This window comes from Sinorhizobium sp. B11 (genome assembly GCA_039725955.1).
Taxonomy (GTDB): Bacteria; Pseudomonadota; Alphaproteobacteria; order Rhizobiales; family Rhizobiaceae; genus Rhizobium.
In genome coordinates this window covers 157518-180198 of sequence record CP091035.1, presented here as the reverse complement: position 1 = coordinate 180198, position 22681 = coordinate 157518, and the positions used below count along the sequence as shown (strand labels likewise).

The 22681-nt window shown below is 61.4% G+C and carries 23 protein-coding genes and 1 pseudogene; 17 read left to right on the top strand and 7 right to left on the bottom strand.

The window, feature by feature from the left end:
* Positions 1-206: 206 nt before the first annotated feature.
* The 3 genes from repA (at position 207) to LVY75_33930 (ending at position 3403) form a co-directional block, all read left to right on the top strand.
* Complete coding sequence (gene repA, locus LVY75_33940) at positions 207-1400, top strand: plasmid partitioning protein RepA (GenBank protein ID XAZ26281.1); 1194 nt, start codon at positions 207-209, stop codon at positions 1398-1400.
* Positions 1401-1404: 4 nt separating this feature from the next.
* Entirely contained in the window at positions 1405-2412 is a 1008-nt protein-coding gene (gene repB / locus LVY75_33935) for a plasmid partitioning protein RepB (GenBank protein ID XAZ26280.1), read from the top strand.
* A 571-nt stretch (positions 2413-2983) separates the two neighbouring features.
* The gene (locus LVY75_33930) at positions 2984-3403 is read left to right on the top strand and encodes a DUF2934 domain-containing protein (GenBank protein ID XAZ26279.1); all 420 of its coding nucleotides are present in this window, start codon (positions 2984-2986) and stop codon (positions 3401-3403) included.
* 77 nt (positions 3404-3480) lie between these two features.
* Here LVY75_33930 and LVY75_33925 read toward each other — a convergent pair whose 3' ends face one another.
* Positions 3481-3684 carry a cold-shock protein gene (locus LVY75_33925; protein ID XAZ26278.1) on the bottom strand — a complete coding sequence of 68 codons (204 nt, stop codon included), beginning with the start codon at positions 3682-3684 and terminating at the stop codon, positions 3481-3483.
* 480 nt (positions 3685-4164) lie between these two features.
* Between LVY75_33925 and LVY75_33920 the strand changes: the two genes are divergently transcribed.
* Both LVY75_33920 and LVY75_33915 read left to right on the top strand, forming a co-directional pair.
* Positions 4165-4563: a DUF1236 domain-containing protein gene (locus LVY75_33920; GenBank protein XAZ26277.1), complete on the top strand. Its 399-nt coding sequence runs from the start codon at positions 4165-4167 to the stop codon at positions 4561-4563.
* 62 nt (positions 4564-4625) lie between these two features.
* Complete coding sequence (locus LVY75_33915; protein XAZ26276.1) at positions 4626-5252, top strand: BA14K family protein; 627 nt, start codon at positions 4626-4628, stop codon at positions 5250-5252.
* A 184-nt stretch (positions 5253-5436) separates the two neighbouring features.
* Here the strand turns inward: LVY75_33915 and LVY75_33910 are convergent, their stop codons facing one another.
* On the bottom strand, positions 5437-5841 hold the full coding sequence (locus LVY75_33910; GenBank protein XAZ26275.1) for a four-helix bundle copper-binding protein: 405 nt from the start codon (positions 5839-5841) through the stop codon (positions 5437-5439).
* A gap of 142 nt (positions 5842-5983) precedes the next feature.
* Positions 5984-6919: a recombinase family protein gene (locus LVY75_33905; GenBank protein XAZ26274.1), complete on the bottom strand. Its 936-nt coding sequence runs from the start codon at positions 6917-6919 to the stop codon at positions 5984-5986.
* A 729-nt stretch (positions 6920-7648) separates the two neighbouring features.
* Here LVY75_33905 and LVY75_33900 point away from each other — a divergent pair.
* Both LVY75_33900 and LVY75_33895 read left to right on the top strand, forming a co-directional pair.
* Positions 7649-9474 (top strand): annotated as a pseudogene (locus LVY75_33900) (EAL domain-containing protein).
* A 290-nt stretch (positions 9475-9764) separates the two neighbouring features.
* Positions 9765-10484, top strand: coding sequence for a PAS domain-containing protein (locus tag LVY75_33895; protein XAZ26273.1), 720 nt, complete (start codon positions 9765-9767; stop codon positions 10482-10484).
* An 87-nt stretch (positions 10485-10571) separates the two neighbouring features.
* On the opposite strand, the gene LVY75_33890 is transcribed toward LVY75_33895, so the two are convergent.
* The gene (locus LVY75_33890) at positions 10572-10772 is read right to left on the bottom strand and encodes a hypothetical protein (protein XAZ26272.1); all 201 of its coding nucleotides are present in this window, start codon (positions 10770-10772) and stop codon (positions 10572-10574) included.
* 277 nt (positions 10773-11049) lie between these two features.
* Between LVY75_33890 and LVY75_33885 the strand changes: the two genes are divergently transcribed.
* The 3 genes from LVY75_33885 (at position 11050) to LVY75_33875 (ending at position 12836) form a co-directional block, all read left to right on the top strand.
* A complete protein-coding gene (locus tag LVY75_33885) occupies positions 11050-11277 on the top strand; it encodes a hypothetical protein (GenBank protein XAZ26271.1) in 228 nt (75 codons plus the stop codon).
* 258 nt (positions 11278-11535) lie between these two features.
* Complete coding sequence (locus LVY75_33880; protein XAZ26270.1) at positions 11536-11814, top strand: HU family DNA-binding protein; 279 nt, start codon at positions 11536-11538, stop codon at positions 11812-11814.
* A gap of 710 nt (positions 11815-12524) precedes the next feature.
* Positions 12525-12836: a DUF736 domain-containing protein gene (locus LVY75_33875; GenBank protein XAZ26269.1), complete on the top strand. Its 312-nt coding sequence runs from the start codon at positions 12525-12527 to the stop codon at positions 12834-12836.
* A gap of 96 nt (positions 12837-12932) precedes the next feature.
* On the opposite strand, the gene traG is transcribed toward LVY75_33875, so the two are convergent.
* Complete coding sequence (gene traG, locus LVY75_33870) at positions 12933-14840, bottom strand: Ti-type conjugative transfer system protein TraG (GenBank protein XAZ26268.1); 1908 nt, start codon at positions 14838-14840, stop codon at positions 12933-12935.
* Entirely contained in the window at positions 14830-14970 is a 141-nt protein-coding gene (locus LVY75_33865; GenBank protein XAZ26267.1) for a hypothetical protein, read from the bottom strand. Before LVY75_33865 ends, traG begins: the two co-directional genes overlap by 11 nt.
* A 375-nt stretch (positions 14971-15345) precedes the next feature.
* Between LVY75_33865 and traF the strand changes: the two genes are divergently transcribed.
* The 3 genes from traF to LVY75_33850 are packed head-to-tail and all read left to right on the top strand — an operon-like array spanning position 15346 to position 17726.
* On the top strand, positions 15346-15915 hold the full coding sequence (gene traF, locus LVY75_33860) for a conjugative transfer signal peptidase TraF (GenBank protein XAZ26266.1): 570 nt from the start codon (positions 15346-15348) through the stop codon (positions 15913-15915).
* Positions 15905-17101, top strand: a complete 1197-nt coding sequence (locus LVY75_33855; GenBank protein ID XAZ26265.1) for a conjugal transfer protein TraB — start codon at positions 15905-15907, stop codon at positions 17099-17101. The genes traF and LVY75_33855 overlap by 11 nt, the downstream gene beginning before the upstream one ends.
* Before the next feature lie 16 nt (positions 17102-17117).
* Positions 17118-17726, top strand: coding sequence for a conjugal transfer protein TraH (locus tag LVY75_33850; protein ID XAZ26264.1), 609 nt, complete (start codon positions 17118-17120; stop codon positions 17724-17726).
* A gap of 22 nt (positions 17727-17748) precedes the next feature.
* Here LVY75_33850 and LVY75_33845 read toward each other — a convergent pair whose 3' ends face one another.
* Positions 17749-18447, bottom strand: coding sequence for an autoinducer binding domain-containing protein (locus LVY75_33845; GenBank protein XAZ26263.1), 699 nt, complete (start codon positions 18445-18447; stop codon positions 17749-17751).
* Between the two features lie 374 nt (positions 18448-18821).
* Here LVY75_33845 and LVY75_33840 point away from each other — a divergent pair, with 374 nt between their 5' ends.
* The 4 genes from LVY75_33840 (at position 18822) to LVY75_33825 (ending at position 22647) form a co-directional block, all read left to right on the top strand.
* Entirely contained in the window at positions 18822-19859 is a 1038-nt protein-coding gene (locus LVY75_33840; GenBank protein XAZ26367.1) for an ABC transporter substrate-binding protein, read from the top strand.
* Positions 19860-19934: 75 nt separating this feature from the next.
* Positions 19935-20768: an ABC transporter permease gene (locus tag LVY75_33835; protein ID XAZ26366.1), complete on the top strand. Its 834-nt coding sequence runs from the start codon at positions 19935-19937 to the stop codon at positions 20766-20768.
* Positions 20765-21568, top strand: coding sequence for an ABC transporter permease (locus LVY75_33830; protein XAZ26262.1), 804 nt, complete (start codon positions 20765-20767; stop codon positions 21566-21568). Before LVY75_33835 ends, LVY75_33830 begins: the two co-directional genes overlap by 4 nt.
* On the top strand, positions 21565-22647 hold the full coding sequence (locus LVY75_33825; GenBank protein ID XAZ26261.1) for an ABC transporter ATP-binding protein: 1083 nt from the start codon (positions 21565-21567) through the stop codon (positions 22645-22647). The genes LVY75_33830 and LVY75_33825 overlap by 4 nt, the downstream gene beginning before the upstream one ends.
* Positions 22648-22681 lie beyond the last annotated feature (34 nt).

Sequence of the window (22681 nt, the reverse complement as noted above, 5' to 3'; positions counted from 1 at the left end):
TCCCGGCATTGGCTGGACGACGCCCGCGCTGTGGGCTGCAGCTGCGGGGTCAATGCAGCGGCAATAGCCAGGCGAAGTGTTTGTCCCAGGACCTGTGGATAGGCTCGTGGTTAAGGGTTTGTAAATCTGTAACGAATCGGGCGATAATATAACTGCGCAGTTGGCCTCTTATTATCGAAAATTGCGCAGTTCGATTGGAAACCACGATGCTAGCGAATCCAGTTCTGAAAGACGATCAAGAGCACCTTCCATCGCTTTTGGCAGCGGATGCTCAGGAGCTCGCCTATCAGCTCCAGCAGCACCAGGCAAAAATTTTCCCGCCGCTGTCTCGAAAGACGATGCGGCTGTTTTCCCCGACGGAAGCCGCCGGGTTCATCGGCATCGGCGAGGGTTATCTTCGCCAGATCGCCAAGGACGGCCACGGACCGGACCCCCTTGCCAACGGTCGGCGTCAGTATGGGGCCGAAGACATGAACCGCATCCGTCAGGCACTCGACGAACGTAACGGTACGCCGAAATATGTTCCGGTGCGACGTGGCGCTGAAAAACTCCAGGTCGTCTCCGTCATGAATTTCAAGGGCGGATCCGGCAAGACGACGACCTCCGCGCATCTCGCGCAATATCTGGCACTGCGCGGCTACCGCGTGCTTGCCATCGATCTCGACCCGCAGGCTTCGCTATCGGCGCTCTTCGGCCACCAACCGGAACTCGACGTCGGCGAGGGAGAAACGATTTACGGCGCCATCCGCTACGAGAGCCCGGTATCGATCTCGGAAGTGGTGCGCTCGACCTACACGCCGAACCTTCACATCATTCCCGGCAATCTCGAACTCATGGAATTCGAACATGAGACACCGAAGGCGATGGCGGGTGGTACTGCCGAATCCCTGTTCTTTGCCCGGATCGGTCAGGCGCTGACCGATATCGAAAGTCTTTACGATATCGTCGTCATCGATTGCCCGCCGCAGCTCGGCTTTCTCACGATGTCGGCGCTCTGTGCTGCGACCTCCGTGCTGATCACCGTGCACCCGCAGATGCTTGACGTGATGTCGATGTCGCAGTTCCTGACGATGACAAGCGAACTGATGTCCGTCGTCGAGCGGGCAGGCGGGCGCACAAGCTATGACTGGATGCGTTACCTTGTAACGCGCTTCGAACCCAATGACGGACCGCAGAGCCAGATGACCGGTTTCATGCGGGCGATCTTCGGCAACCGCATGCTGCAGAACGCGATGTTGAAATCCACCGCGATCTCGGACGCCGGCGTCACCAAGCAAACGCTTTATGAGGTTGATCGGGCACAGTTTATCCGAGGAACCTACGACCGCGCCCTGGAATCGATGAACCTCGTCAACAGCGAGGTCGAGGCGCATATCCGTTCTACCTGGGGCAGGAGATAGCTCAATGGCGCGCAAGAACCTCATCGAAATCTCGAACGCGAACGAAGCCCGGCCCGATCCGTCCGTATCCCCGGCGCGCGACAGCCGGCCGATCGCCGGCTTCATCCCGCAGACGAGGAGCGCGGGCCTTGTCGGCGGGATTACCAAGACGCTCGGCAGCATCACCGAAAAGGTCGAGCGGGCCAACGATCTGGAGCGCCAGCTTGCCGAGGGTCGCACCATCGTCGAAATCGATACGGCCTTGATTGATGCCTCATTTGTCGCCGACCGTCTCGATATCGACGCGGCGGAGCTTGGGCAGCTGACGGAGCAGATCCGGGAACACGGACAGCAGGTTCCGATCCTGGTGCGGCCGCACCCGCAGGCCAAGGGCCGCTATCAGGTCGCCTTCGGTCACCGGCGCCTGGCAGCGGCCAAGGCGCTCAAGATCAAGATCAAGGCAGTCGTGCGCGCCTTGACGGACGAGCAGCTCGTCGTCAGCCAGGGCCAGGAAAACAATGCCCGCGCCGATCTGTCCTATATCGAGCGCGCCCTTTTCGCCCATCGGCTGGAGGAGAAGAACTTTGGCGGCGCCGTCATCACCGCAGCTCTCAGTATCGACAGGGCGGCGCTGGCCAAAATGCGCGCTGTCACACGCCAGGTCCCGATTGCTCTGATCACCGCAATCGGCTCTGCGCCGGGGATCGGTCGCCGCCGATGGATGGAGTTTGGTGAGCATCTGGGAAAGGTCGACATCGATGCGCTTATCGAGATGTTGTCCGCGGACAACATTGGCCGATTGTCGAGCGATGACCGGTTTCAGCGAGCATTTGCCTTCGCAACGGCAAGGCAAGCTGCCCTGACGGCGACCTCGGCCTCACAGATCGCTGATCTTCCGGTGAAGTTCAAACGCACGCCGACAACCGCGACTTTCGTCTTCGACAACAAGGCGGCGCCCGGTTTCGACGAATTCGTGCAGGAGAGGCTCGAGCGCCTCTATGCACAATACCGGCAGGAACGGGACGCGGGTTAGGCCACAGACAGGCTCTCCTACTTTTCGTCTTGCGAGCTTTTTGCGCGATAAGATCGGCAATCGCATTATACGACTGCACTTGCATCTCAAGCCCAGACCTGATGAGCGCGGTTGTTGCCCGCCGGAGGCCGGATGGAGCGCATCAACCCAATGACTGATCATGAAGCCGCAGGCGAGGCGGACGACGCTTTTTAGGCACAAACGGCGGGCAAGCGGCAACTGGGTCGAGGACAATAGACGACATGCCCCTCAGGGCCTGGGTTGGCGAGCGCGCCGTCTTTAGCCGGTTCTTGGGAAAGTCGTTTCAGAATTTCATCTGCCACCAGACGAGAGCAAAGGAGGCGAAGGCGAAGGTCGTTGCCAAGAGTGTCTCGTGATCCATGAAAATATCCCCGTTGAAGTTGGCTGATAATGCGGACCGGGGCTTAGGGTTCCAAACTGCGCCTTCCTCTCGAGAAGAGGCATTCCGCCCGAGAACACATGACGTTCGCGCTCCTCCTGAGGTGAAGGAAACAGGCGTCTGGCGGTGGGCCAGAGAGACAAAGGCGGATCTGGCAGTGCGAAGGTTGCATTGGGCTTCGAAGACGCTCGCGCCATAACCAAAAACACGACCGTACCGTTGTCGTCAGGTCTGATCGCGCCATTTACGTCGTTTGATAAGAGTTTGCCGAGGAGAAGACGCATGGCAGCGAATGAAGATCGTATCAGACAACGGGCCTATGAAATCTGGGAGCAGGAGGGGCGGCCGCACGGGGAGGACATGAAACATTGGCTGCAGGCGTTTGAGGAGATTGCCGCAAGCGCTGCGAGAAGCGGTCAGGCGGTCAGGAAGACAGCAACGAAGAAGGCAGCGGTTCCGAACGTATCCGGCAAGGCCAAACAGGCGGGAAAATCGAAAGCAGGCGCCCAGAGCGCCCCGACGACAAAGCCGCCGGAAAAAAACAACGCGAACGACGAGCGGCGCGACCAAGCATTGACAAGCCGCTCTTGAGCGTTGGCTGCTCGGCGGCGATTGTGTAAGCGGAGTGCCAACGAAAGGGCGCTCCGACAACGTCCTTGAGGGATGCGTTACAGCAATCTGACGTTTTCGGCCTTGGACTTGCCGGTCCTGCGATCCTGCCCAACCTCATAGGAGACATTCTGGCCTTCCTTGAGGAGGTTTCCCGATAGCAAGGCGGTCACATGGGCGAAGATATCCGGTCCGCCCGTTTCCGGGGTAATGAAGCCAAACCCCTTGTCGGCATTGAAAAACTTTACTGTGCCAGTCGGCATGACGGTACCCTTGGCTGCTCGTTGCTTGAAGCAGCCTAGCAACCAAACACTCCCTATTCAACCGGACCTGTCGCAGGTTGGGCCGGTCTGCAAGCCATAACCAGCGGAGGGGCGGGATGGCGCAGGCGAGTCGTTGCCATGGCTCAACCCTTGATGGGACGCAGACGGGTTGCGCAGCGTTTACTCAGGTGCCCGCTTGCAGCGCCGTCTTGTCTGGTCGTCAGAAATAGACCTCTCCCTGACCAAGCCTCTGGCTTGTCAGTCTTTTCTCGGTATGCCGCTTTGCGTTCGGCCGCAAAGCCGGCGAAGAAGCGGGCCGTCAGTGCTAGTGACTGCAAGAGCAGGCAAGGCAGATATTTGGGTTGATAGGCCGAGCAGCGATTTTCACCCCGGACCAAAGTCCGATACGTGGAACAGGGTGAGCATTGGCCCGTTCTTTGACCACGGTCGCCAGACCGGTATCAGTCAAAGGAGGATAAGATGTTTCATAAGATCATGATCGGTGCGGCCGTGTCGGCTGCCCTCATGTCGGGCGCAGCCTTCGCCCAGTCGTCTACCGTCAATGGCGCAGCAGGCGGCGCCGTCACCGGCGCGATCGTCGGCGGTCCGGTCGGCGCAGCTGTCGGCGGTGTGGCCGGTGCAATCGTCGGTACTGCGATCGACCCGCCGCCGCAGAAGGTCGTCACCTATGTCCAGGAAGCGCCGGCCCCGTCCACGCGTGTCGTCGTCAAGGAGAAGGTTGTTGTCGGCCAGGCGCTGCCCGAAACGGTTGTCGTGACGCCAGTGCCCGAAAACCCGAAATACGCATATGCGATCGTGAACGACGAACGCGTCATCGTCGAACCGTCTTCCCGCAAGGTCATTCAGGTCATCAACTGATCTGGCGCCAGGACGCGGCTTGCGCCGCGTCCATCTCCTTCCAAACAAGCAGGATATGGATCATGAAGGCCATCGCTTCCGCCGCGTTCGGCATTGCGAGCTCTATCGGCATATGCATTGCAGCCGGCTCGCTCGCCTCCGTTGTGCTGGCCAATTCCGAGGCTCACACGTTCGAAAGCCTCTCGCAACCCGATCTGTGGACGACCACACCGGTTCGTGTCGACATTGCCCACCAGAATTATGAGCGCATCCCCGCCGTCTATTCCAGCTATGTCACCGACGCGCCGAAGGTCGCGGTGGCGTCTCGCGCGAAGGCGATACTACCCGAAGAACCCGAGGTAACGGCGCCGACGCTATCGGCGGAGCATCTCAGCTGGTGCGCCGGCCATTATCGTTCGTTTGATGCCGCCACCAACAGGTACCGGGCCTATAGCGGACAGATGAAGACCTGTATGTCGCCCTTTGCTGCTTCTTCAAGCACGGTTGCCACGACCGGGGCGGTATCGAATGGTGCAGATAGCGCCGCGGCGGCATGGTGTGCCGCCCGCTACAAGTCCTATCGCGCCGAGGACAACAGCTACCAGCCCTATGACGGGCCGCGCACAGCCTGTGTGCCGCCGACGCGGCAGGTCGTGGCCTCGACGGCAGTTTCCAACGGGAATGAGGCAGGGACATTGGCGTCGAACTGAGAACGAGCGCCGGGCTGACAGGGCAAGGATCCTCCAAGCTCCGAGGAGGGCAGCGCTTCTTGAAGGCGAACGGGCGCTTCGCGGGCTTTCACTGATCGGAAAGCTCGTTCCGCCTCGCCTGCGCCCATTGGGCTCGCAGCTGAACGCCTAATTTTTCGTCTTTCTATCGCAGCTGGACCGAAACTCAATGCGCAAGCGGCAGGGCGGATAAACAGGCTTCGTAGCAGCGGCGCCTGCATGCCTGTGCGCAGATACGGCAGTGTGGATGCATTTCGCTATGTTCGTTGCATTCGCTCTCGCAGGCGTGACATGCCTCGGCGCAGGTATCGATGAGCTTGTGGACGACCTCCATATTGGAGCCGGTCATCCGAGATGCGATCATGCCGGTCGTCGCGCAGATATCGCCGCAATCGAGGTTAAGGCGTATGCATTGGGCAAGTCCGGGCGGGGATGGTTCCGAAAGGCAGGCATCCGCGCAACTCGTGCAAGCCTGAGCACAGGCGTAGCATTCTTGAATGCACCTGAGCAGAGCGTCTGCCGATCGGCCATGGACATTGGGGTGGCTTTCGATCATTTCGCGAACATGCATCGACGATCCTCCTGCGACATGAGGGTTCTAACTGTCAGGTGTGCTTCAGGTTCCAAGCCTGCGGGACATCAGAAATGATGACAGCCCGCCCTACGCTCGTTCCCTGAGAAGCGAGTGCAAGAGGTCGATTGATGAGGTGCCTTCAGCGCGGCATGAGGCCGAAGCGATGGGCTTCGTCGAGCAGATGGCGAACCGAGGACGGCTGCCATTTCTTGCCACCGCGAGCTGGGCGCTCCCCCATCTGATCGAGCTGCGCTGCGATCTTTCGAAGCGAGAGATCCGGGTCAGCAATCGAAATCGCAGCGACCAGCTTCATCAAACGGTCCTCTGGGGGCCGGCGAGGAGCCCGCGCCAGGAGTTCCTGTTCCGCCAGTTTTTCGCCAACCATGCGATGCACGGCGCGACGCAGGCGTTCCACGCTCCAGTCCTGGCCGCGGCGATTGAGCACCTGTACGACATTGTCCCAGCTGTGCTGGGGCCGAAGTTGCCGCACGACCGGCAGCCATGTTTGCGCGGATGCCATCAGTTCGTCGAGGTAAAGTCTTTGTCTCGCCTGCGAGACGACCCTGATCGCTTCCGGGCGCCGCTCTCGCAGGCCGGGATTTCCAGGACGCCTGCCGCGCGACTTTGCCGCCTTTATGCCGGCCTTGGTCCGTTCGGAGGCCAGCGCGCGTTCAAGCTGCGCCACTGCGCCTAGCACCTGGAGAGCAAACCTGCCCTGAGGCGTTGCGGTATCGATCGGATCGCGGATCGATCGGAAATAGACACCGCGGCTCTCCAGATCCTCGAGCACCGTCATCAGATGGCCTATCGAGCGCGCCAGGCGATCAAGACGAACAATTACCAGCACGTCCCCGGCGGTGAGTTCGCCAAGCAGCCTAGCCAGTACTGGCCGCGCTTGCGATGCGCCGGAGCCGTGTTCCTCGTAGATTCGATGACAGCCTGTGGCGCGCAGTTCCTCCATCTGTGCGTCGTAGAGCTGATCCTCGCTCGAGACGCGGGCGTAGCCGATGAGCCGGCTTGGGGGCCGTTCGTCGTTCGATGTTTTCACCACTTGGATGGTCCGTTTGCAGTCCATTGTACAGATAAGGACTACAGGAAAAAAGGATCATTTGCACGCGTGTTTTAGTGCTGCAATGCGAGGCCGCCAGAGGCGAACGTCAGGCAAAAGCGGCCGAGTAACCTTTCACCCGGTGAATGGCCGTGAGCGGGCCTCTATGGCGTAAATCGCCAATCAACGGCATTATGTAAGGAGTAGTCGCCGAAAAGGGGTTCCGGGAAGAGCTCATCAAGCGCTTTTTGGCAGACGCGCGTTATACTGCTCGTGTCTTACCGAAGCGCGTTGCGGACGTACCATTCGAGAAGCCAGACCGTGGCTCCCGTCGCGTGAGAGAAGTAATCCTTCAGATAACTTCCGTATGCGGGAATAGCCGTTGGAAACCCGCCACTTGTCTTGCCCAGAAAAAGCGTCGGATCGATTGGCGAGTCCCAGCCGGGCCGTTGCAGGCAACGCGTGCAGTGACGGCGCCGCCGCGGCGCGCAACAGGCGGAGGTCGAATAGAGAAGGGGCCGCAACAGGATGGAATAAGCCCCTTCTCCCACTGATGATGCAGCATCAGCCGTTCGGATCTAACGTCCCCTGCGCCACTGTCGAGCCGAGGTACGCCAGCGTACGAAAAGGTTTTGTGGCCGATGTGCGGGTTGCCCTGAGCGGAGTTCAACGCGGTTAAATTAGAAATTTAGCAATTACGAAAACGACAAATGAACCCGGATCTGGGAACCTTGCGATCGGACGCGGGTAGGTCATATGCTTCAATTTCAAAATTCCATTCTCGAGATGATCGCCAGGGGCGAAGAATTGCAGGCCACGATCGAGGACCTGTGCCGGCGGGTAGAGGCGCGCTGTCCAGGAATTGCCTGCTCCGTCCTGTCCGTCAGGGATGCAAAACTCTATCCGATCGCCGCACCCTCTTTACCGGCCAGCTACACCAGCAGGCTTGTGGGCGTTCCGATCGGTCCGATGGTCGGGTCTTGCGGCGCTGCCGCCTATTACGGGGTCCCGGTCACCGTGACCGACATCGAGCTCGACGTTCGATGGCAACATTACAAGCAGTTCGTTGTGCCGATCGGCTTCAAGGCCTGCTGGTCGACACCGATCGTGGCGGCAGGCAAGGTCGTCGCGACCTTCGCCTTTTATTTCCGGGAGGGTCGGGAGCCCACGGACGGCGAACGCGAGATCGTCAATGCATGTGTCCACCTCTGTGCAATCGCCATCGAACGGGACGAGCGTGTTTGCGAACGCGAAAGGTTGACCTATACCGATGCGCTGACGGCTCTCGCCAACCGGGCCCGTTTCAACAAGGTTCTGGCGGAAAGGAAATTGTCCGAAGGCGCAAACGGCGTGCGGCCATGGGGCCTGCTTCTCGCCGACCTCGACAATCTCAAGCTTGTCAACGACACGTTCGGGCACGCAGCCGGCGACGCCCTTCTCCAGACCGTGGCGCGCAGACTGGCGATTGCCGTCTCGATGGAAAACAGCTTCCGGCTGGGCGGCGACGAATTTGCGGCAATCGTTGATGCAGACGATATGCCGGCTCTCGCCGCGAAGGCCGAAGCGTTGATCCGGGAGATCAAGCGCCCGGCTGAGTGCGATGGCCATGTCGTCTTTCCCGCAGCAACGATCGGCGGCGCCTTGGCGGCAAACGCCGTTTCCGCAAGTCAGGTGCAGCGCGATGCCGACATTGCGCTCTATCACGGCAAGGAGCGCTGCCGTGGCCAGTATACCGGCTATTTTGCTGGCATGGGGACGGCCCTCACCCGCCGTTTTCGGGCCATCCGGGATGTCGGCGTCGCGCTGTCGGAAAACAGGATCGAAGCTCATTATCAACCAATCCTGCGCCTCGATACGCGAGAAATCGTTGGCTTCGAAGCGCTCGCACGCATGCGTACCCGCAAGGGCGAGCGACTGTCGGCGGCTCATTTTCATGAAGCAACGCTCGACGCTCATGTCGCCGCACAGCTGACTGATCGCATGCTGTCCCTGGTCTCGGCGGATATGCGACGATGGCTCGACATGGGATTGCCTTTGCAGCATGTCGGGATCAACCTGTCTGCGGCCGACTTCCGGTCCGACGATCTCCACTCCAGGCTGACCGCAGCCTTTGCCGCTGCCGGCGTGCCGCTTCGTCACGTCATCCTGGAGGTGACCGAGTCGGTTTATCTCGGCGAGCGCGACCATGTGGTGGCCGACGAGATCAAGGTTCTGAGATCGATGGGGTTTCGCGTCGCGCTCGACGATTTCGGAACCGGTTTTGCCTGACCCATCTATTGACTGTGCCGGTAGACATTATCAAGATCGACAAGTCGTTCGTCGACCGGCTGGTACCGGCCGACGCGGGCACCGTCATCGTCGAGGGGGTCATGTCGATTGCGACGAAGCTCGGCATCCGGGTGGTCGCCGAGGGCATCGAAACACAGGCCCAGGCCGATCATCTGCGATCGCTCGGATGCCTGCTCGGCCAGGGTTATCTCTTTTCCAAGGCGGTCGACCCGCTAACGGCAACGCACTTGCTGAGCACCTCGGCGCAGCGACCCGGGTTCGCCAAAGACAATCATGACGGAACTGCTGTCTAGCCTGACAAGCGAGCCGGTCAATGCCTGCGGGCTGCAAAGGAACTGAAGCGGCAAACGCCCGAGCGGGAGCCGCCGATCAGGCCTGATCTGCGATGCCCAAGTTCGCGACGCATCTCTGCGCTCGTTGACTGGGGGCATGCAAGTGCAAAGGAATCGCTCTTTCGAGGCGCGCGCAAGACTCCCCCGCGCTCGGTACAGGCGCATCTGAGTTTACATGTCGAACTTCGCGAGTAACATCTGTCGGCCGACAACAAGGCTGACGCTGCCCTATCGATTGCGGGGACCCTCCCATGATGCTCGAAGACCCCTACCGCCTTTTGAAAACCAGTCACGTACAGGCACAGGGCATTGTCGATACGCTTACGGTCCCCCTGCTGGTGCTAGACGAGCGCTTTCGCATCGTCACCGCCAACAATGCCTTCCTCAGAGCCTTCAAGGTCGAACGCGACGATATCATCGAAAAGACGCTGTTTTCGCTCGGCAGCGGACAATGGGACATCCCCGACCTCAAGGTGGTGTTTGAAATGATCATTCCAAAGAGCGCGGGCGTCCTGGGCTATCAGGTCACCCATGACTTCCCCCTTATCGGCAAGCGCAGCTTCGTCCTCGATGCACGCCGGCTCGTTCATCCGGACGACAACAGCGTCAACATAACGATTTCTGCCGCGGGGCTGGATCGTTTCCGCATCACGACAGGTCCTGCCGCCGAGCTTCGGGCCTCGCGGGTTCTTCCCGTCGGCATGATGATCCACGAATTGACGACCAATGCCATCAAATATGGCGCACTCTCCGTCCCGGACGGTGCGGTGCTGATAGGCTGGAACAAAGAGGAAAGGGACGGCAAGCACGTCGTGGAGTGGCGCGAAAAAAACGGCCCCCCCTGCCACAACCCGGAACGAAAGGGCTATGGAACGGAGCTGATCCACGGCACCGCGGCCCACCTCGGCGGGAAGGCCGGGTTGACCTTCAATCCGCACGGGCTGGTGGCGACACTCGAAATTCCTTTGTGAGCCGGTGGCCCGCTGCAGGCACGCGAAGGCCGATGCGAAATGTCGCATCCAAGCTTTGCAACACCGACCACGCAATGAGGAGGCAGCTCACCGGTTTGCCGTCGGGTTCTCCACGGGTGCCGGCGTCGTCGGCTGTCCATTGATCATCGGTCGCAGCTCGTAATAGGCGCAGGCCACGATCAGCACGAATATCAGGACTGCAAGCAACGACCACCAGATCGCGCGCTTGCCATAAAGTCGATGCGGTGTCGTCCTTAGATCCAGGTCGTTTTTGTCGGACGCGGGCATTTTGGTTCCTTGACGTGACAAGTGATCAACACCAGAGCCACCGGTTCGTTCCCCGCCCCGGACTTCAGTCCGATATGGCCAGTCAGCTTCGCTGGCTGCGCCGGAACGTGACGGACCAATGGTCGCCAGCAATGACGATCTCATCGTTAAGGTTGGGAAAGGCTGCCTGAGTAAGGATCGCCCGCCAGAAACCGCCGTCGGACAACCAACCTGGATTGGTATCGTGGCTTTGATGGCGCAGGATCGGGAGGATGCGGAGTGACGCTCGGAGAATTGATTGATCGATACCGGCCGGGCCTTGCTTGCGAGACCTCTGCTGTCCGCCGCAGCTGGGAGGAAAATGTTCACCTTCACGCTAAGGCACTACACCCGGGAAACGCCCATCATCACTTTCGACCCCGATTTCCTGTCTCAGCCGCTTATCTTGGCAGGCATCCACCATCTTATCGTCGCGGGATACGTCAAACGCTGGCGCCATATGCTGTCCCGTGGCGCATGTGCATAGCTGAAAACACGCGGATTTTCCTGATCGCATCTTTCGCAACGGAAAAACCTCCTCTTGGGAAGCGCTCGCTCCTTGGCTTCGGCCTGGCGGGCATCATCACCCATATTTTCCGGCCATGCGACACGGACAGCTGGCGACGACGCACGGGCTGGAAGCTGTGGAAAATCCTGCCGCCGGCCTCGGGATCAGCCCCGGCCCCATGACAAAGCGATTTGCCGATGGCAGAGATTTTGTCCCACAGATGACGCGGAGACCGACATGACGACGACAAATGAAATCGCAGACAAGATCGCCGGTGCCCACGGCCTGACAAAGGTCCAGGGCAAAGCGATCGTCGAAGCCGTCCTGGCTTCGATCACAGAGGCGGCCCTTGCCGGAAACGAGACATCACTGCCTGGTTTTGGAAAGTTCAAGGTGAAGGCGACGCCGGAACGCGAGGCGCGCAATCCTTCGACCGGCGCCACGATCAAGGTTGCGGCCGCAAAGAAGCTGAGCTTCCAGCCGGCCAAGGCCCTCAAGGATGCGATGAACAAGTGATGCGAGCCTGAAGGGCAGAACGCCCTACCTCTGCCCGCGGCAATGCCGGGGCAGAGGTACAGTTTCGTCCCAGACACTCCATACTTCAGCAGCCGCTGCTGCCGTCCTGCGTCAAGCATCCACTGCATTGCGGCCTGACAATGCGATTGCCAATCGCCATGAATCCGATCGCGTCATCCATTGTCTTTCCAAGTTTTCGTTTCGATCTCCGCCGCACGAGATCGACAGGGTAACCGTGGCGCTCCGAACCGGCCGTCGGTGTTGTTTGCTCTACAGTGTCGGACGCAACCCCGCTGCACCGATCAGCCGGGAACGAGCAATGCAGGCTTGTTACGGGAATGGCCCGCCGAGGCAACCTCTCTGCAGTCGAGCGTGCCAGGTGCGGCCGCCGTGCCGCGCCCTTCCGTTTCGGCGCAGGCGCAGGCTTTGCCAATGCCCGTTCCGCGCTGTTTTTTGTCGCCCCATGCGCGGGCTCGATGCCCCTGTCTGACCGGGAAGCGGCTTCGCCTCGATCGTCCTGCCGCAACGGCAGTCGCAATTTTCTGACCCCTGCCGGCTAACGCCGTCATTCCGCGCCCACTCACAAAATTGCGACTTGCCGTCCTCCATTGCATTTCGGCCCTATGGGTGCGGTCCGCTCGTTCCCGGTCTTTTCGACAGCCATCGAGGCCGCGATGGGCGCGGCCCGAAACAGCGAAAGGAACAGGAAAATGGCAAGCATCGGTACCTTCACCAGCATCGAAAATGGCTTCTCCGGCTCGATCCGCACCCTCGCCCTCAACGTCAAGGCCCGTATCGCCCGGATCGACAATCCCACAGACAAGGGCCCGCACTACCGCGTCTTGGCCGGTCCCGTCGAACTCGGCGCCGCCTGGAAGAAAACCTCCGAACAGGGCCGCGACTATCTCTCGGTCAAGCTCGACGATCCAAGCTTCTCAGCCCCGATCTACGCAACGCTCTCGGAGATCGAGGGGGAAGAGGGATACCAGCTGATCTGGTCGCGCCGCGTCAGCCAGGACTGAGACCGAGCGCCCCGCCGAAAGGCGGGGCTGCCTGCGCCATCAGGATGTCGAAGCGGCGATCGCGTCGGCAGTCTCTCGGAGGTAACGGCCACCGACCTATCGCGTGTTTCTATGGAAGCGGTTTTCGTTCACGCAGGCGCGCATGTCGGCTCTTCTGAACCAGATCGCTCGCCCGCAGCGAAGTGGCCGGTTACCCGCCGTGAAGACGATCTGCTCGTCGGCGCGCATCTGCAGCACCTCATGGGGCAGGATCAGCGGGCGTGGCGCCAGCTGTTTCGAGCGCGTGCGCGACGATCCCCTCGCCTGCACGCTGCGGCTTTCCTGGTCGACCTCGACGGTCGTCATGCCGCAGCCGCGCGAAATATACTCGGCAGTCTCCGGATCGTTGATCGCGGCAAACGAAATCCAGCTCGCGCTCTCGAACCATTTGCTGGCAGCATCCCGACCGCCATAAGTTTCCCGCATCTGGCCGATCGACTGGTAGATCATCGCCAGCGTGATGCCATATTTGCGGCCGGCGTCCCTTGCCGTTTCCAGGACGCGCATATAGCCGAGACGGGCCGCCTCATCGAGGAGGAAAAGCGAAGGTTCGCTCACGACGCCGTCGCGATTGTAGATCGCGTTCAGGAAGGAGCCAATGATCAGGCGCGCGAGTCCGGCATGCGTCTCGAGCGTCTTCAGGTCGATATTGATGAAGACGTCGGTTGTCCCGGAGGCGAGCTCATCGGTCGAAAAGCTCGAGCCCGACACCAGGGCCGCGTAATTTTCATAGGAAAGCCAATGCGTTTCCTTGACGGCATTGGCATAGACGCCGGAAAAGGTTTCCGGCGTCATGTTGACGAAGACGGCGACGTTGCTTCGCACGAATTCGGAACCCGACCTCTCGTAGATCCCCTCCAGGCGCCGGCGCAGTTGCGGTTCGGGTTCGGCAAGATTGGCGCGCACCTGCCGCAGCGTCTGCCGGTCCCCGTCGGTCTGCCCCGACAGGCAGACATCGGCAATCATTGCGGTCAGCAGCTGCTGCCCCGATGCGCGGAAGAAATCGTCGCGAAGGCCGCCGCTCCGTCCGCTATCGCTCATGATCCAGGAGGCGATCGCTGCTATATCCTCCTCCTTCGACGCGCCGAAGCGGCCTATCCAGTCGAGCGCGTTGAAGCCGACAGCGGGCTGATGCGGATCGAGGATCTTGATCCGGCGACCTGCCGCCTGCCGGTGCGTTGCTACCATCGGGGCTACCTCATTGGAAGGATCGAGCAGGACGAGCGTGCCGCCCCATTTGAGGGCGGTAGGGATTGTCACCGACGTCGTCTTGAAGCCGCCGGATCCGGCAAAGACGATTCCATGGGTCGAACCGAACGAGCAATCGAAACAGAGAAGGGGCTGCCTGCCGCCGGGACCCCAGCTCTCCTTGTCGCTTGCCTGAAATGGCCGGCCAGCAACGTCGGTCCGATCCACGCGGTAACACTCGCCGATGACGATGCCACCGGTCGGGGTAAAGAGCGCTTGCGCTTGAGACAATGACATCCACTCGGCCTCGCCGTGAACTGCACGTTTGCCATGCGTCCGCCTCGGGGTCGGGCGGACAAAGGCTGCGTTGCCTGCAACCACGACCCGCAAGCTGAAAGCAGCCGACAGCAGAAGCGCACAAGCGCCGATCATCGTCGCGGGATCGATATAGGGTGGGACTGACCTGGCTGATGGCATGGCTGTGGCGTGTCGCGCGGCTTGTTCAAACGCTGCGATAGCGAGGCTCGACATGGCCCCTGTAACGACACCCGCGCCGGCGAGCCGGATTGCCGCCGACCCGGCGCAGGCAAAGAGCAGGGCAAGACCTGTCGCCGCGGCAGAGACAAAGGGCAGAGCCAGGCCGATGCCTGCCAGAGCGCGCCGGCCGGCGCTGGTCTTGCCCAAATCGACAAGCGTCACATCCATGCCCATCGTCAGGAGCGTTGCGCTCAGCATCAGCCCAAGGGCAAGAACCGGCAGGATGATCCTATGTGCCATCGCAGACGACCTTGCCGCCGATTGCCGCCGCAAGACGGCCGATGCCCTCGTCTTTGCCGGTCGCGGCTTGTTTCACATCGTTCCGCAGGCCGGCAACCGGGGCGCGGATCGTGCAGGATGGCCTCCTCATTCGAGATGCTCCTGTCGGGCAGTTTCGACCCTGCGACGATCCTTCAGATCGGCCCGGCCATCTACTAACAGAAATGCGAGTTGGCCCAGTCGACCGCTTTGGCCATGATCCGGACCGTAGCGAAGGGACACATCAAAGGGCGCGCCAGACTGACCGAAAATGTCGTCCCCTTGCGGCTGCCGCAGTCAGGATCGCGCCGAGAAAGCCCGTCAACCCGAACGAACTCATGTCGGAGAAGGAGGCTTAACCGATGGTAGCCGGAATGATGAAATCTGCCCGACCTGACGCGTTGTCCGGTGACGACAGTCCGCGCACCGATCGCCACCTCAGCGTTTTAGGGGAGGAGGTCCTGCGAGGTGCCGAGGCAGGTTCACGATGATCCAGGAGGTAAGGTCGATTGGTGGTTACATTTTCCCTGTCGCATGGGCACGTGGCATCCACGCAATTTCCGTGTTCGTCGGATTGGCCGCGGGTCTCGCCCTTCTCCATCAGTTCGGGCTGCGGCTCAATCTGACCCCGAGCGAGCCGATCGGCCTTTGGCGTATCGCCCCGCTCGACAGGCAAGCGCTCACCGGCGCGCGCGTCTTCATCTGCCCGCCGCAGCGCGCGGACATGCGCGAGGCAAAAAGGCGCGGTTACCTGCGGCCAGGCCCGTGCCCTGGAGGCTACGCGCCGCTCATCAAGTCTGTCGTCGCAACCGCCGGCCAGACAATCAAGGTCAGCAGCGGCGTCGTCATCGACGGCGCCCTGCTCGAACAATCCCGGCCGATGGCGGCCGATGGACGCAGCAGGCCCCTGACGGCCTGGCCGGGAGGCCCGGTGCCGGCCGGCCACGTCTTCCTCTACTCGCCCTTCGAAGCCTCCTTTGATTCCCGCTATTTCGGGCCGGTCCCGGCCTCAGGCATTCTGGGACTGGCAAGGGAGGTCGCAACCTATGCGCCCTAACCGAAAGGGCCCCTTGCGCCCGCGCGTGGAACCGCTGCGCTTTCCCCTACTCGTCGTCACCTCTGTCGCGGCGGGCTGGATCGGCTGGTGCGGTGCCGTCGACATGCTTCCTGCGACCATGGCGTTTCCGGCAATCTGGTCACTCTGCCGCGACCGCCGGCAGGCCGGGGCCGTATCCTGCTTATATTTCCTTTCGGCGTCGCGCGGCCTGCCGCAAGGCGTGGCAACATATTACGCAACCGACCTCTGGCCGGGGCTTTTCCTGTGGCTTGCAGCCTCGATCGTCTTTGTCGGCGTCCACATGCTCTCCTGGACGCAGGCGTCAGGATGGAGGAGAGCCTGCCGCTACCTTTTCGCCACCACCCTCATGATGGTCCCGCCCTTCGGGATCAGCGGCTGGGCGAGCCCCTTGACCGCGGCCGGAGTTCTCTTTGCAGGCTGGGGCCTTGCGGGACTGGTGGCCGGCGCTGCCGGTCTTGCGGTTCTTGCGACGCGTTTTCGCCCGCTCGGCGCGATCGTGCTTGCCGGTGCCTGGCTCTGGTCGGCCTCGACCTGGAAGGACAGGCCGGTACCGTTTGGCTGGCAGGGCATCGACCTGCAATTGGGATCTGCCCTTGGCCGCGACCTCTCTCTGCCGTTGCAGCGGCATCTCATCGCGACGGTTGGCAAGGCGCAGGCTGGCGGCAGCAGCGTCGTCGTCCTGCCGGAAGGCGCGCTGGGCTTCTGGACGCCGGCCGTCGATCACCTGTGGCAAAACGCGCTTGCCGATTGGAACGTCACCGTCCTTGCCGGTGCCTCCCTCGCCGACGCATCAGGCTACGACAATGTCGTCGTCAGCATCGGCAAGGCCGAAAGCCGCGTTGTCTACCGCCAGCGCATGCCGGTGCCGATCGCAATGTGGGCACCCTGGCGAGGCTGGATGGGAGAAAGCGGCGGCGCCCGTGCACATATGCTTGGGAAGGCCGAGCAGACGGTCGCCGGTCAACGCGTGACAATCCTGATCTGCTACGAACAGCTGCTGATCTGGCCGATCCTGCAGTCCATGTGGTCCGACCCCGATCTGGTGGTGGCGATCGGAAACGGCTGGTGGACGTCGGGTACGTCGATCGTTGCAGTCCAGCGCGCCACCATCTTTGCCTGGGCAAGGCTCTTCGGCAAGCCGGCCATCTTTTCCTTCAACACATGATTCAGGGACTGTCATCATGGACGCAAGCCTGATTGCGCAATGTGCCGACCCCACCTTGACACCTGCCGTCGTCGAGCATTTTCTGGCGGCAGCAGGATCTGCGGATCCGCTCGCCGTCACGGTGATGGCCGGAGACCGGCTGCTGGTACTGCCAAAGCCGGCCGATACCGGCCAGGCGATGTCCCTGGTGCGCCAGTATGCCGGTCACGCCGTCGTCAGGGTCGGTGTAACGCAGATGCCGGCCGGACTGGGCGAGAGGCAGGCCGAAGACATCGATGCGGATCTTTTCGACCCGTGCCAGAACCTGAAGCGCGGCTCGGGCCTTTTCAGCCATGTGATGCGCGTCGTTGCGGCATGGTATGGCAATCCGCAAGGCGGGGAAGCGTCCCGGTTGATCTTCGAGGACGCGGTGCTTTCGTGGAAATCCGGATATTTCGAGGGTTCGAAGGTTTTCGAGGGCGCCAAAGCAGCCGAGCAGGCACCGGCAAAAACACTCGCTCTCGACGAGGAGGCCAGCCGCCAACCGGCCCCTGCCCTGTCGCCGACAGATGATCCTATGCGTGAGGGCGACATTCGTGGCGCGGTCATGCGTGTGGACCTGTCGAGGCTTGACGAGAAACGCTAGGGCTCGTCTTAGGGCTCGTGCCTCAGATCAAACCGAATTCCTTGGCGAGCGCCGTTGCCTGCGGCAACGTGGTCGCCCCGAGTGCTGCCTTGGCGTTTCGAAGATGGAAGACGACATTGGCGTAGGCCATGTTCTCGATGACGGCGATCGCTTCCATCGACTTGCCCTCCGCCGACCAGCGCAGACAGCAAAGCTCTTCGAGCTTCAGCCTGATATCGGGCCTGGTGGTAGGGTGAAGCTTGAGCATGCTGAGGCGGACGTGGAGCTGCGCGATCGTTGCGGCGGCGATGACGGGATCGAGGCCAGGTAGCTGGCCGGCGTCGCCTTCGCCTGAAGCCAGTGTAAACAATGCAAGACCGCCATAGCCGGTACGCACCGGGATGGTGAGGCCGGAGCGGATCCCGAACTCGACCGCCTCGGCCATGAACCGGCGCTGCTCTTTCGCGCCGTCGAAGGTCCTGCTCGACCACCGGAAGGCTTTCATCCCTGCTCTGGCGACGCGGATCGCCGGATCGACATGGGCGTAACATCGCTCGAGATATCGCCGCTGCCATTCGGAAGGATAGTTGGAAATTGCCGTCGCATGATCGGCACGAAGGACAAGATAGGAATATAAGGTAAAGCCCGCCTCGGCGGTCAGCCTCGCCAGGACCGAGGTGGCACTGTCTTCGTCGCGGGCAAGAGAAAGCCCTTCCGTCAACCTGTCGAACCAGATTTCCATCGTCGCGCCCCTCGCTGGCGCTGCACCCGGACCCCTTGTGACAGCATAGGATGTTTTTCTTGAAAATTGCAACCTCTGATGTCGGGCAAGATGTCAGTCCGGCGTGGAAAGCTCGACTGGCCCATCACCGCCGCCTGCGTTGCGCGACGCCGAGGGCCATAGTCCTTTCGAGGCGGGAGCACGCAGGGATGCTCATGTGATGTCGTCGGCTCATTCTTCTTCGCCGCGTGGGGCGCTCGGTCCTGCTGCTTCGAGCCTCTGCTATCGATGGAGATCAGCCGTTAATTCCTGGCGGTTCCGATTAGACCTGTGGAGTCCGTATCGTCACTCTTTTTCCGGGAACATATCCAACCGGGAGAACAGACGTGCCGACCATCCAGCCCTTAGCCATTTTCTATGCAGCCCTGGCGATCTGCCTGCCTGAGCTTGCCAATGCCGAGACACTTGTCGTCAACAGTTATGGCGGCCCCTACGAAGCGATCATCCGGCAGGCCATCATCGAGCCCTTCGAACGCAAGACGGGTATCGATGTCGTCTACGATGCTGTCGGCTCGGCTTCCCAGGACTACGCCAAGATCAAGGCGAGCGATGGACATCCGGGTTTCGATGTCGTCGTCATGACGGCCTCCCAGTCGCTGCAGGGCTGCCGCGACGGTTTGCTGGACAAGCTGGACGTCTCCGAGATCCCCAATCTCGGGTCGCTCACGCGAAGCCTCCAGAACGCCGCCGGCCCCTGCGGCGCCGTGCATGAAGTCCAGTACATGTCGCTCCTCTACAGGACCGACAAATTGGCCGCTGCGCCGACGTCCTGGGCGGATCTCCTTGCGCCCGATCTCAAAAAAAAGGTGGTTCTGCCGACCTTCCAGAACATCATGGCCGTCTATCTCCTGGAGATGATGTCCGTCACCGAGGGCGGTGGCCTCATCGACAATATCGATCCCGGTTTTGCGGCAATGGCCAAGCTTTCCCGGCAGTCGATCGGCTTCGAGCAGTCTTCCGCCATTCTCGAAAGCTACATCAAGGACGCAACCGTCTGGGCAATGCCGTTCTGGAACGGCCGCGCCCAGCTGCTGGTGGACGAGGGCCTGCCGGTCGACTATGTCCGACCGAAGGAAGGGACGATCCCGCTTCTGGCAACATTGAACATTCCCGCCGGCTCCGAACACAAGGCAGCGGCGAGGTCCTTCATCGATTTCTTTCTCGAAAAGACCAGCCAGGAAGCCTGGGTGGCCGGCTACAAGGTCGGCAGCGCCCGCATGGATATCGAGGTCCCCGAGGCACTGCGTAGCCGCCAGGTCACAACCCCCGAGGCCATGAGATCGCTGCGGCTGCCGGATCTGACGGTGCTGGGCGACAGGCTTGCCGAATGGGGGCAACGATGGGAGCGGGACGTCGTCTCGCAGGCCCGGTGAGGAGGTGTCATGACAATGCTTGTCGCAACCGCCCCGCCCTCACCCGGGCGTCTTTCCGTACGAGCCACGGCACCGATGCTGCTGGCGCCCTCCTGTCTCCTGCTGACGGTCTTCTTTGCCCTTCCAATGGGCGTGATGATCGGCATGAGCTTTCTCGACAGCCGTTCGCTGACGCCAACATTTGGAAACTACGAGCGCTTCTTCGTTGATGGCCTGTCTCTCGCCGGATTTGCCCGCACAGCCGTCATGTCCGCCCTGGTTGCCATCGCCGTTACGCTTCTCGGTTATCCCGTGGCCTATTTCCTCGCCCGTTCGCGATCACGCTGGCGCACGCTCGTTTTTGCCCTGGCGCTGACGCCCGAACTCGCCGGCGTCGTCCTGCGCACCTATGGCTGGCTGATCATTCTGGAAGATCGCGGCTTCATCAATGATGTCCTGATCCATGTCGGCCTGATAGCGGCGCCTCTTCCCCTGTCGAAAAGCCTGTTTGCCGTCGTCGTCGGGCTCACCCATGTCGTGCTGCCTTTCGGCATCCTGTCGCTGATGACAAGCATCCAGGGCATCGACGTCAACCTGGAACGGGCAGCGCAGATGCTGGGCGCCTCCAGGGCCTCCGTCATGCGCCATATCGTCCTGCCGCTGTCGGTACCCGGCATCGTCAGCTCGCTGCTGATCAGTTTCACCATGGCGGCCAGCGCCTATGCGACGCCGGCTCTGCTTGGCGGCGCGCGTTTCAAGGTCCTGGCGACGATGATCTCCGAACAGGTCCTGTTCTACATCGACTGGCCGTTTGCCAGCGTCATGGCGATCGCATTGCTGGCGATGATGCTCACCGCCTCGCTTGCCGGGCTCGGCTTTGAGGCGCGCCTCAAAAAACGCCGGTCACAACGAGAAGGAAATGGGAAATGACCAGGACAATCGCATTTGGCTTCTGGGTCACGCTGGCACTGGTGCTGGCCTTCATCACGCTTCCGCTCGTTGTCGTCGTCGCGGCGTCGCTGAGCCCGACCGCAGCCGTGACCTTTCGGCCATGGGACTGGACGCCGATCTGGTATGGCGGCCTTTTCGACGAGCGCTGGGTGCAGCCTTTCCTGTTGAGCGTCAGGATCGCCGTGCTCGTCGCAGCCATCAGCGGGGCGCTTGGAACCCTCGCAGCCCTCGCCCTCGTCTATGAGCGGGTTGCGGGCTCGAGCGTCATCATGGCAGCGCTGCTGTCGCCCCTTTCGGTTCCACAGATCGTCAAGGGCGTGGCAATCGTCCTGTTCCTGTCGATCATCGGCCTGCAGAACCTCCTCGGCACGCCGGCCCTGATTGCAGCCCATGTCGTACTCGCGCTGCCCTTCGTGATGCGGATGGCGGTTGGCGCGCTCGTAAACTTCGACGACAATCTCGATCGGGCGGCACAAATCCTAGGCGCCAGCAGGGCCCAGCGGCTGTTTTATGTCGTCCTGCCCCTGATCAAGCCGGGTGTGTTGTCGGGCGTGACCTTCGCCTTCATCATCTCGTTCAACAACATTCCGCTGTCGGTCTTCCTGGTGCGCCCCGGAGACACGACGCTGCCGATCGCCGTCATCAATCACCTTGAATACAGCCTCGATCCGATCATGGCGGCCGTCAACGTCGCTTCGATGGTCTTTATTCTCGTGGTGATCCTGGCTTTCGAAAAACTTGGCGGCTTTTCGGCGCAGCTTCATGGAGGAAGCAAATGAGCGAATTCGATATCGAACTGCAGCAGGTGAGAAAGTCCTTCGGTCAGGTTTTGGTGGTCCGGGATATCGACCTCCAGATCCCCAAGGGCGAATTCGTCAGTATTCTCGGCCCCTCCGGCTGCGGCAAGACAACGACCCTGAACATGATCGCCGGCTTCAGCATGCCCAGTCGCGGCGATATCCGCATCCGAGGACGCAGCCAGACGAAGGTGCCGCCGGAAAAGCGCAATCTTGGCCTGGTGTTCCAGAACTACGCTCTCTTTCCCCACATGACCGTCGCCGAAAATGTCGGCTTCGGACTGCGCATGCGTGGCGTCGCCCGTCCCGAGATGACGGTCATTGTCGAGAGCGCGCTTCGCAGTGTCCATCTCGAGGGTTTTTCCGACCGCTATCCCAAGGAGCTCTCCGGCGGCCAGCAGCAACGTGTTGCGCTCGCCCGGGCGATCGCGCCCCAGCCCTCGGTGCTGTTGCTCGACGAGCCCCTGTCCAATCTCGACCTCAAGCTGAGAGAGGCCATGCGCGCTGAACTCAAGGAGATCCACGAAAGGCTCGGCATGACATTCGTCTATGTGACGCACGACCAGGAGGAGGCCATGGCCATGTCCGATCGTATCGTCGTCATGGAGGGGGGAACGATCGCGCAGCAGGGGGTACCGGGCGACATCTACCGCCACCCGGCTTCACGCTTCGTTGCCGAATTCATCGGGCAGTCGAACATCCTGCCGGTATCGGCCTATTCCCGGTCTGCGGCGGGCTTCAAACTCTCGATCGAAGGTGGTCCCGTCATCCTCGCCGGCGCGGGCGCTGACAGTCCCGCCTCTGTCAGCTTCTGCTCGATAAGACCTCAGAATGTGAGGCTGGTCGGCGTCGACGACGTGCCGCCCGGCATGAACCGGCTCGAAGCCACGTTGCGGCGGGTGACGGACTTCGGCGCCCATCAGGAACTGGAGGTCGTCATCGGCCTTGGGCACCGGCTGGTCCTGCAGCATCCCCCGATCGCCGCCGAACACGCTCTGGCACCTGGTCACATGGTGACGCTCGCCGTCAATCCTTCCGATGTGCGCCTCCTGGCAGTCTGAGGGCATCTATCGGTCTTCGCCATCAATCACCGGG

Excerpts from the sequence above, each read along its gene's own strand:
- repA (XAZ26281.1), top strand. The coding sequence starts at position 207 with ATGCTAGCGAATCCAGTTCTGAAAGACGATCAAGAGCACCTTCCATCG.
- repB (XAZ26280.1), top strand. The coding sequence starts at position 1,405 with ATGGCGCGCAAGAACCTCATCGAAATCTCGAACGCGAACGAAGCCCGG.
- LVY75_33925 (XAZ26278.1), bottom strand. The coding sequence starts at position 3,684 with ATGCCGACTGGCACAGTAAAGTTTTTCAATGCCGACAAGGGGTTTGGC.
- LVY75_33920 (XAZ26277.1), top strand. The coding sequence starts at position 4,165 with ATGTTTCATAAGATCATGATCGGTGCGGCCGTGTCGGCTGCCCTCATG.
- LVY75_33915 (XAZ26276.1), top strand. The coding sequence starts at position 4,626 with ATGAAGGCCATCGCTTCCGCCGCGTTCGGCATTGCGAGCTCTATCGGC.
- LVY75_33910 (XAZ26275.1), bottom strand. The coding sequence starts at position 5,841 with ATGCATGTTCGCGAAATGATCGAAAGCCACCCCAATGTCCATGGCCGA.
- LVY75_33905 (XAZ26274.1), bottom strand. The coding sequence starts at position 6,919 with ATGGACTGCAAACGGACCATCCAAGTGGTGAAAACATCGAACGACGAA.
- LVY75_33895 (XAZ26273.1), top strand. The coding sequence starts at position 9,765 with ATGATGCTCGAAGACCCCTACCGCCTTTTGAAAACCAGTCACGTACAG.
- LVY75_33890 (XAZ26272.1), bottom strand. The coding sequence starts at position 10,772 with ATGCCCGCGTCCGACAAAAACGACCTGGATCTAAGGACGACACCGCAT.
- LVY75_33880 (XAZ26270.1), top strand. The coding sequence starts at position 11,536 with ATGACGACGACAAATGAAATCGCAGACAAGATCGCCGGTGCCCACGGC.
- LVY75_33875 (XAZ26269.1), top strand. The coding sequence starts at position 12,525 with ATGGCAAGCATCGGTACCTTCACCAGCATCGAAAATGGCTTCTCCGGC.
- traG (XAZ26268.1), bottom strand. The coding sequence starts at position 14,840 with ATGGCACATAGGATCATCCTGCCGGTTCTTGCCCTTGGGCTGATGCTG.
- LVY75_33865 (XAZ26267.1), bottom strand. The coding sequence starts at position 14,970 with ATGAGGAGGCCATCCTGCACGATCCGCGCCCCGGTTGCCGGCCTGCGG.
- traF (XAZ26266.1), top strand. The coding sequence starts at position 15,346 with ATGATCCAGGAGGTAAGGTCGATTGGTGGTTACATTTTCCCTGTCGCA.
- LVY75_33855 (XAZ26265.1), top strand. The coding sequence starts at position 15,905 with ATGCGCCCTAACCGAAAGGGCCCCTTGCGCCCGCGCGTGGAACCGCTG.
- LVY75_33850 (XAZ26264.1), top strand. The coding sequence starts at position 17,118 with ATGGACGCAAGCCTGATTGCGCAATGTGCCGACCCCACCTTGACACCT.
- LVY75_33845 (XAZ26263.1), bottom strand. The coding sequence starts at position 18,447 with ATGGAAATCTGGTTCGACAGGTTGACGGAAGGGCTTTCTCTTGCCCGC.
- LVY75_33835 (XAZ26366.1), top strand. The coding sequence starts at position 19,935 with ATGCTGCTGGCGCCCTCCTGTCTCCTGCTGACGGTCTTCTTTGCCCTT.
- LVY75_33830 (XAZ26262.1), top strand. The coding sequence starts at position 20,765 with ATGACCAGGACAATCGCATTTGGCTTCTGGGTCACGCTGGCACTGGTG.
- LVY75_33825 (XAZ26261.1), top strand. The coding sequence starts at position 21,565 with ATGAGCGAATTCGATATCGAACTGCAGCAGGTGAGAAAGTCCTTCGGT.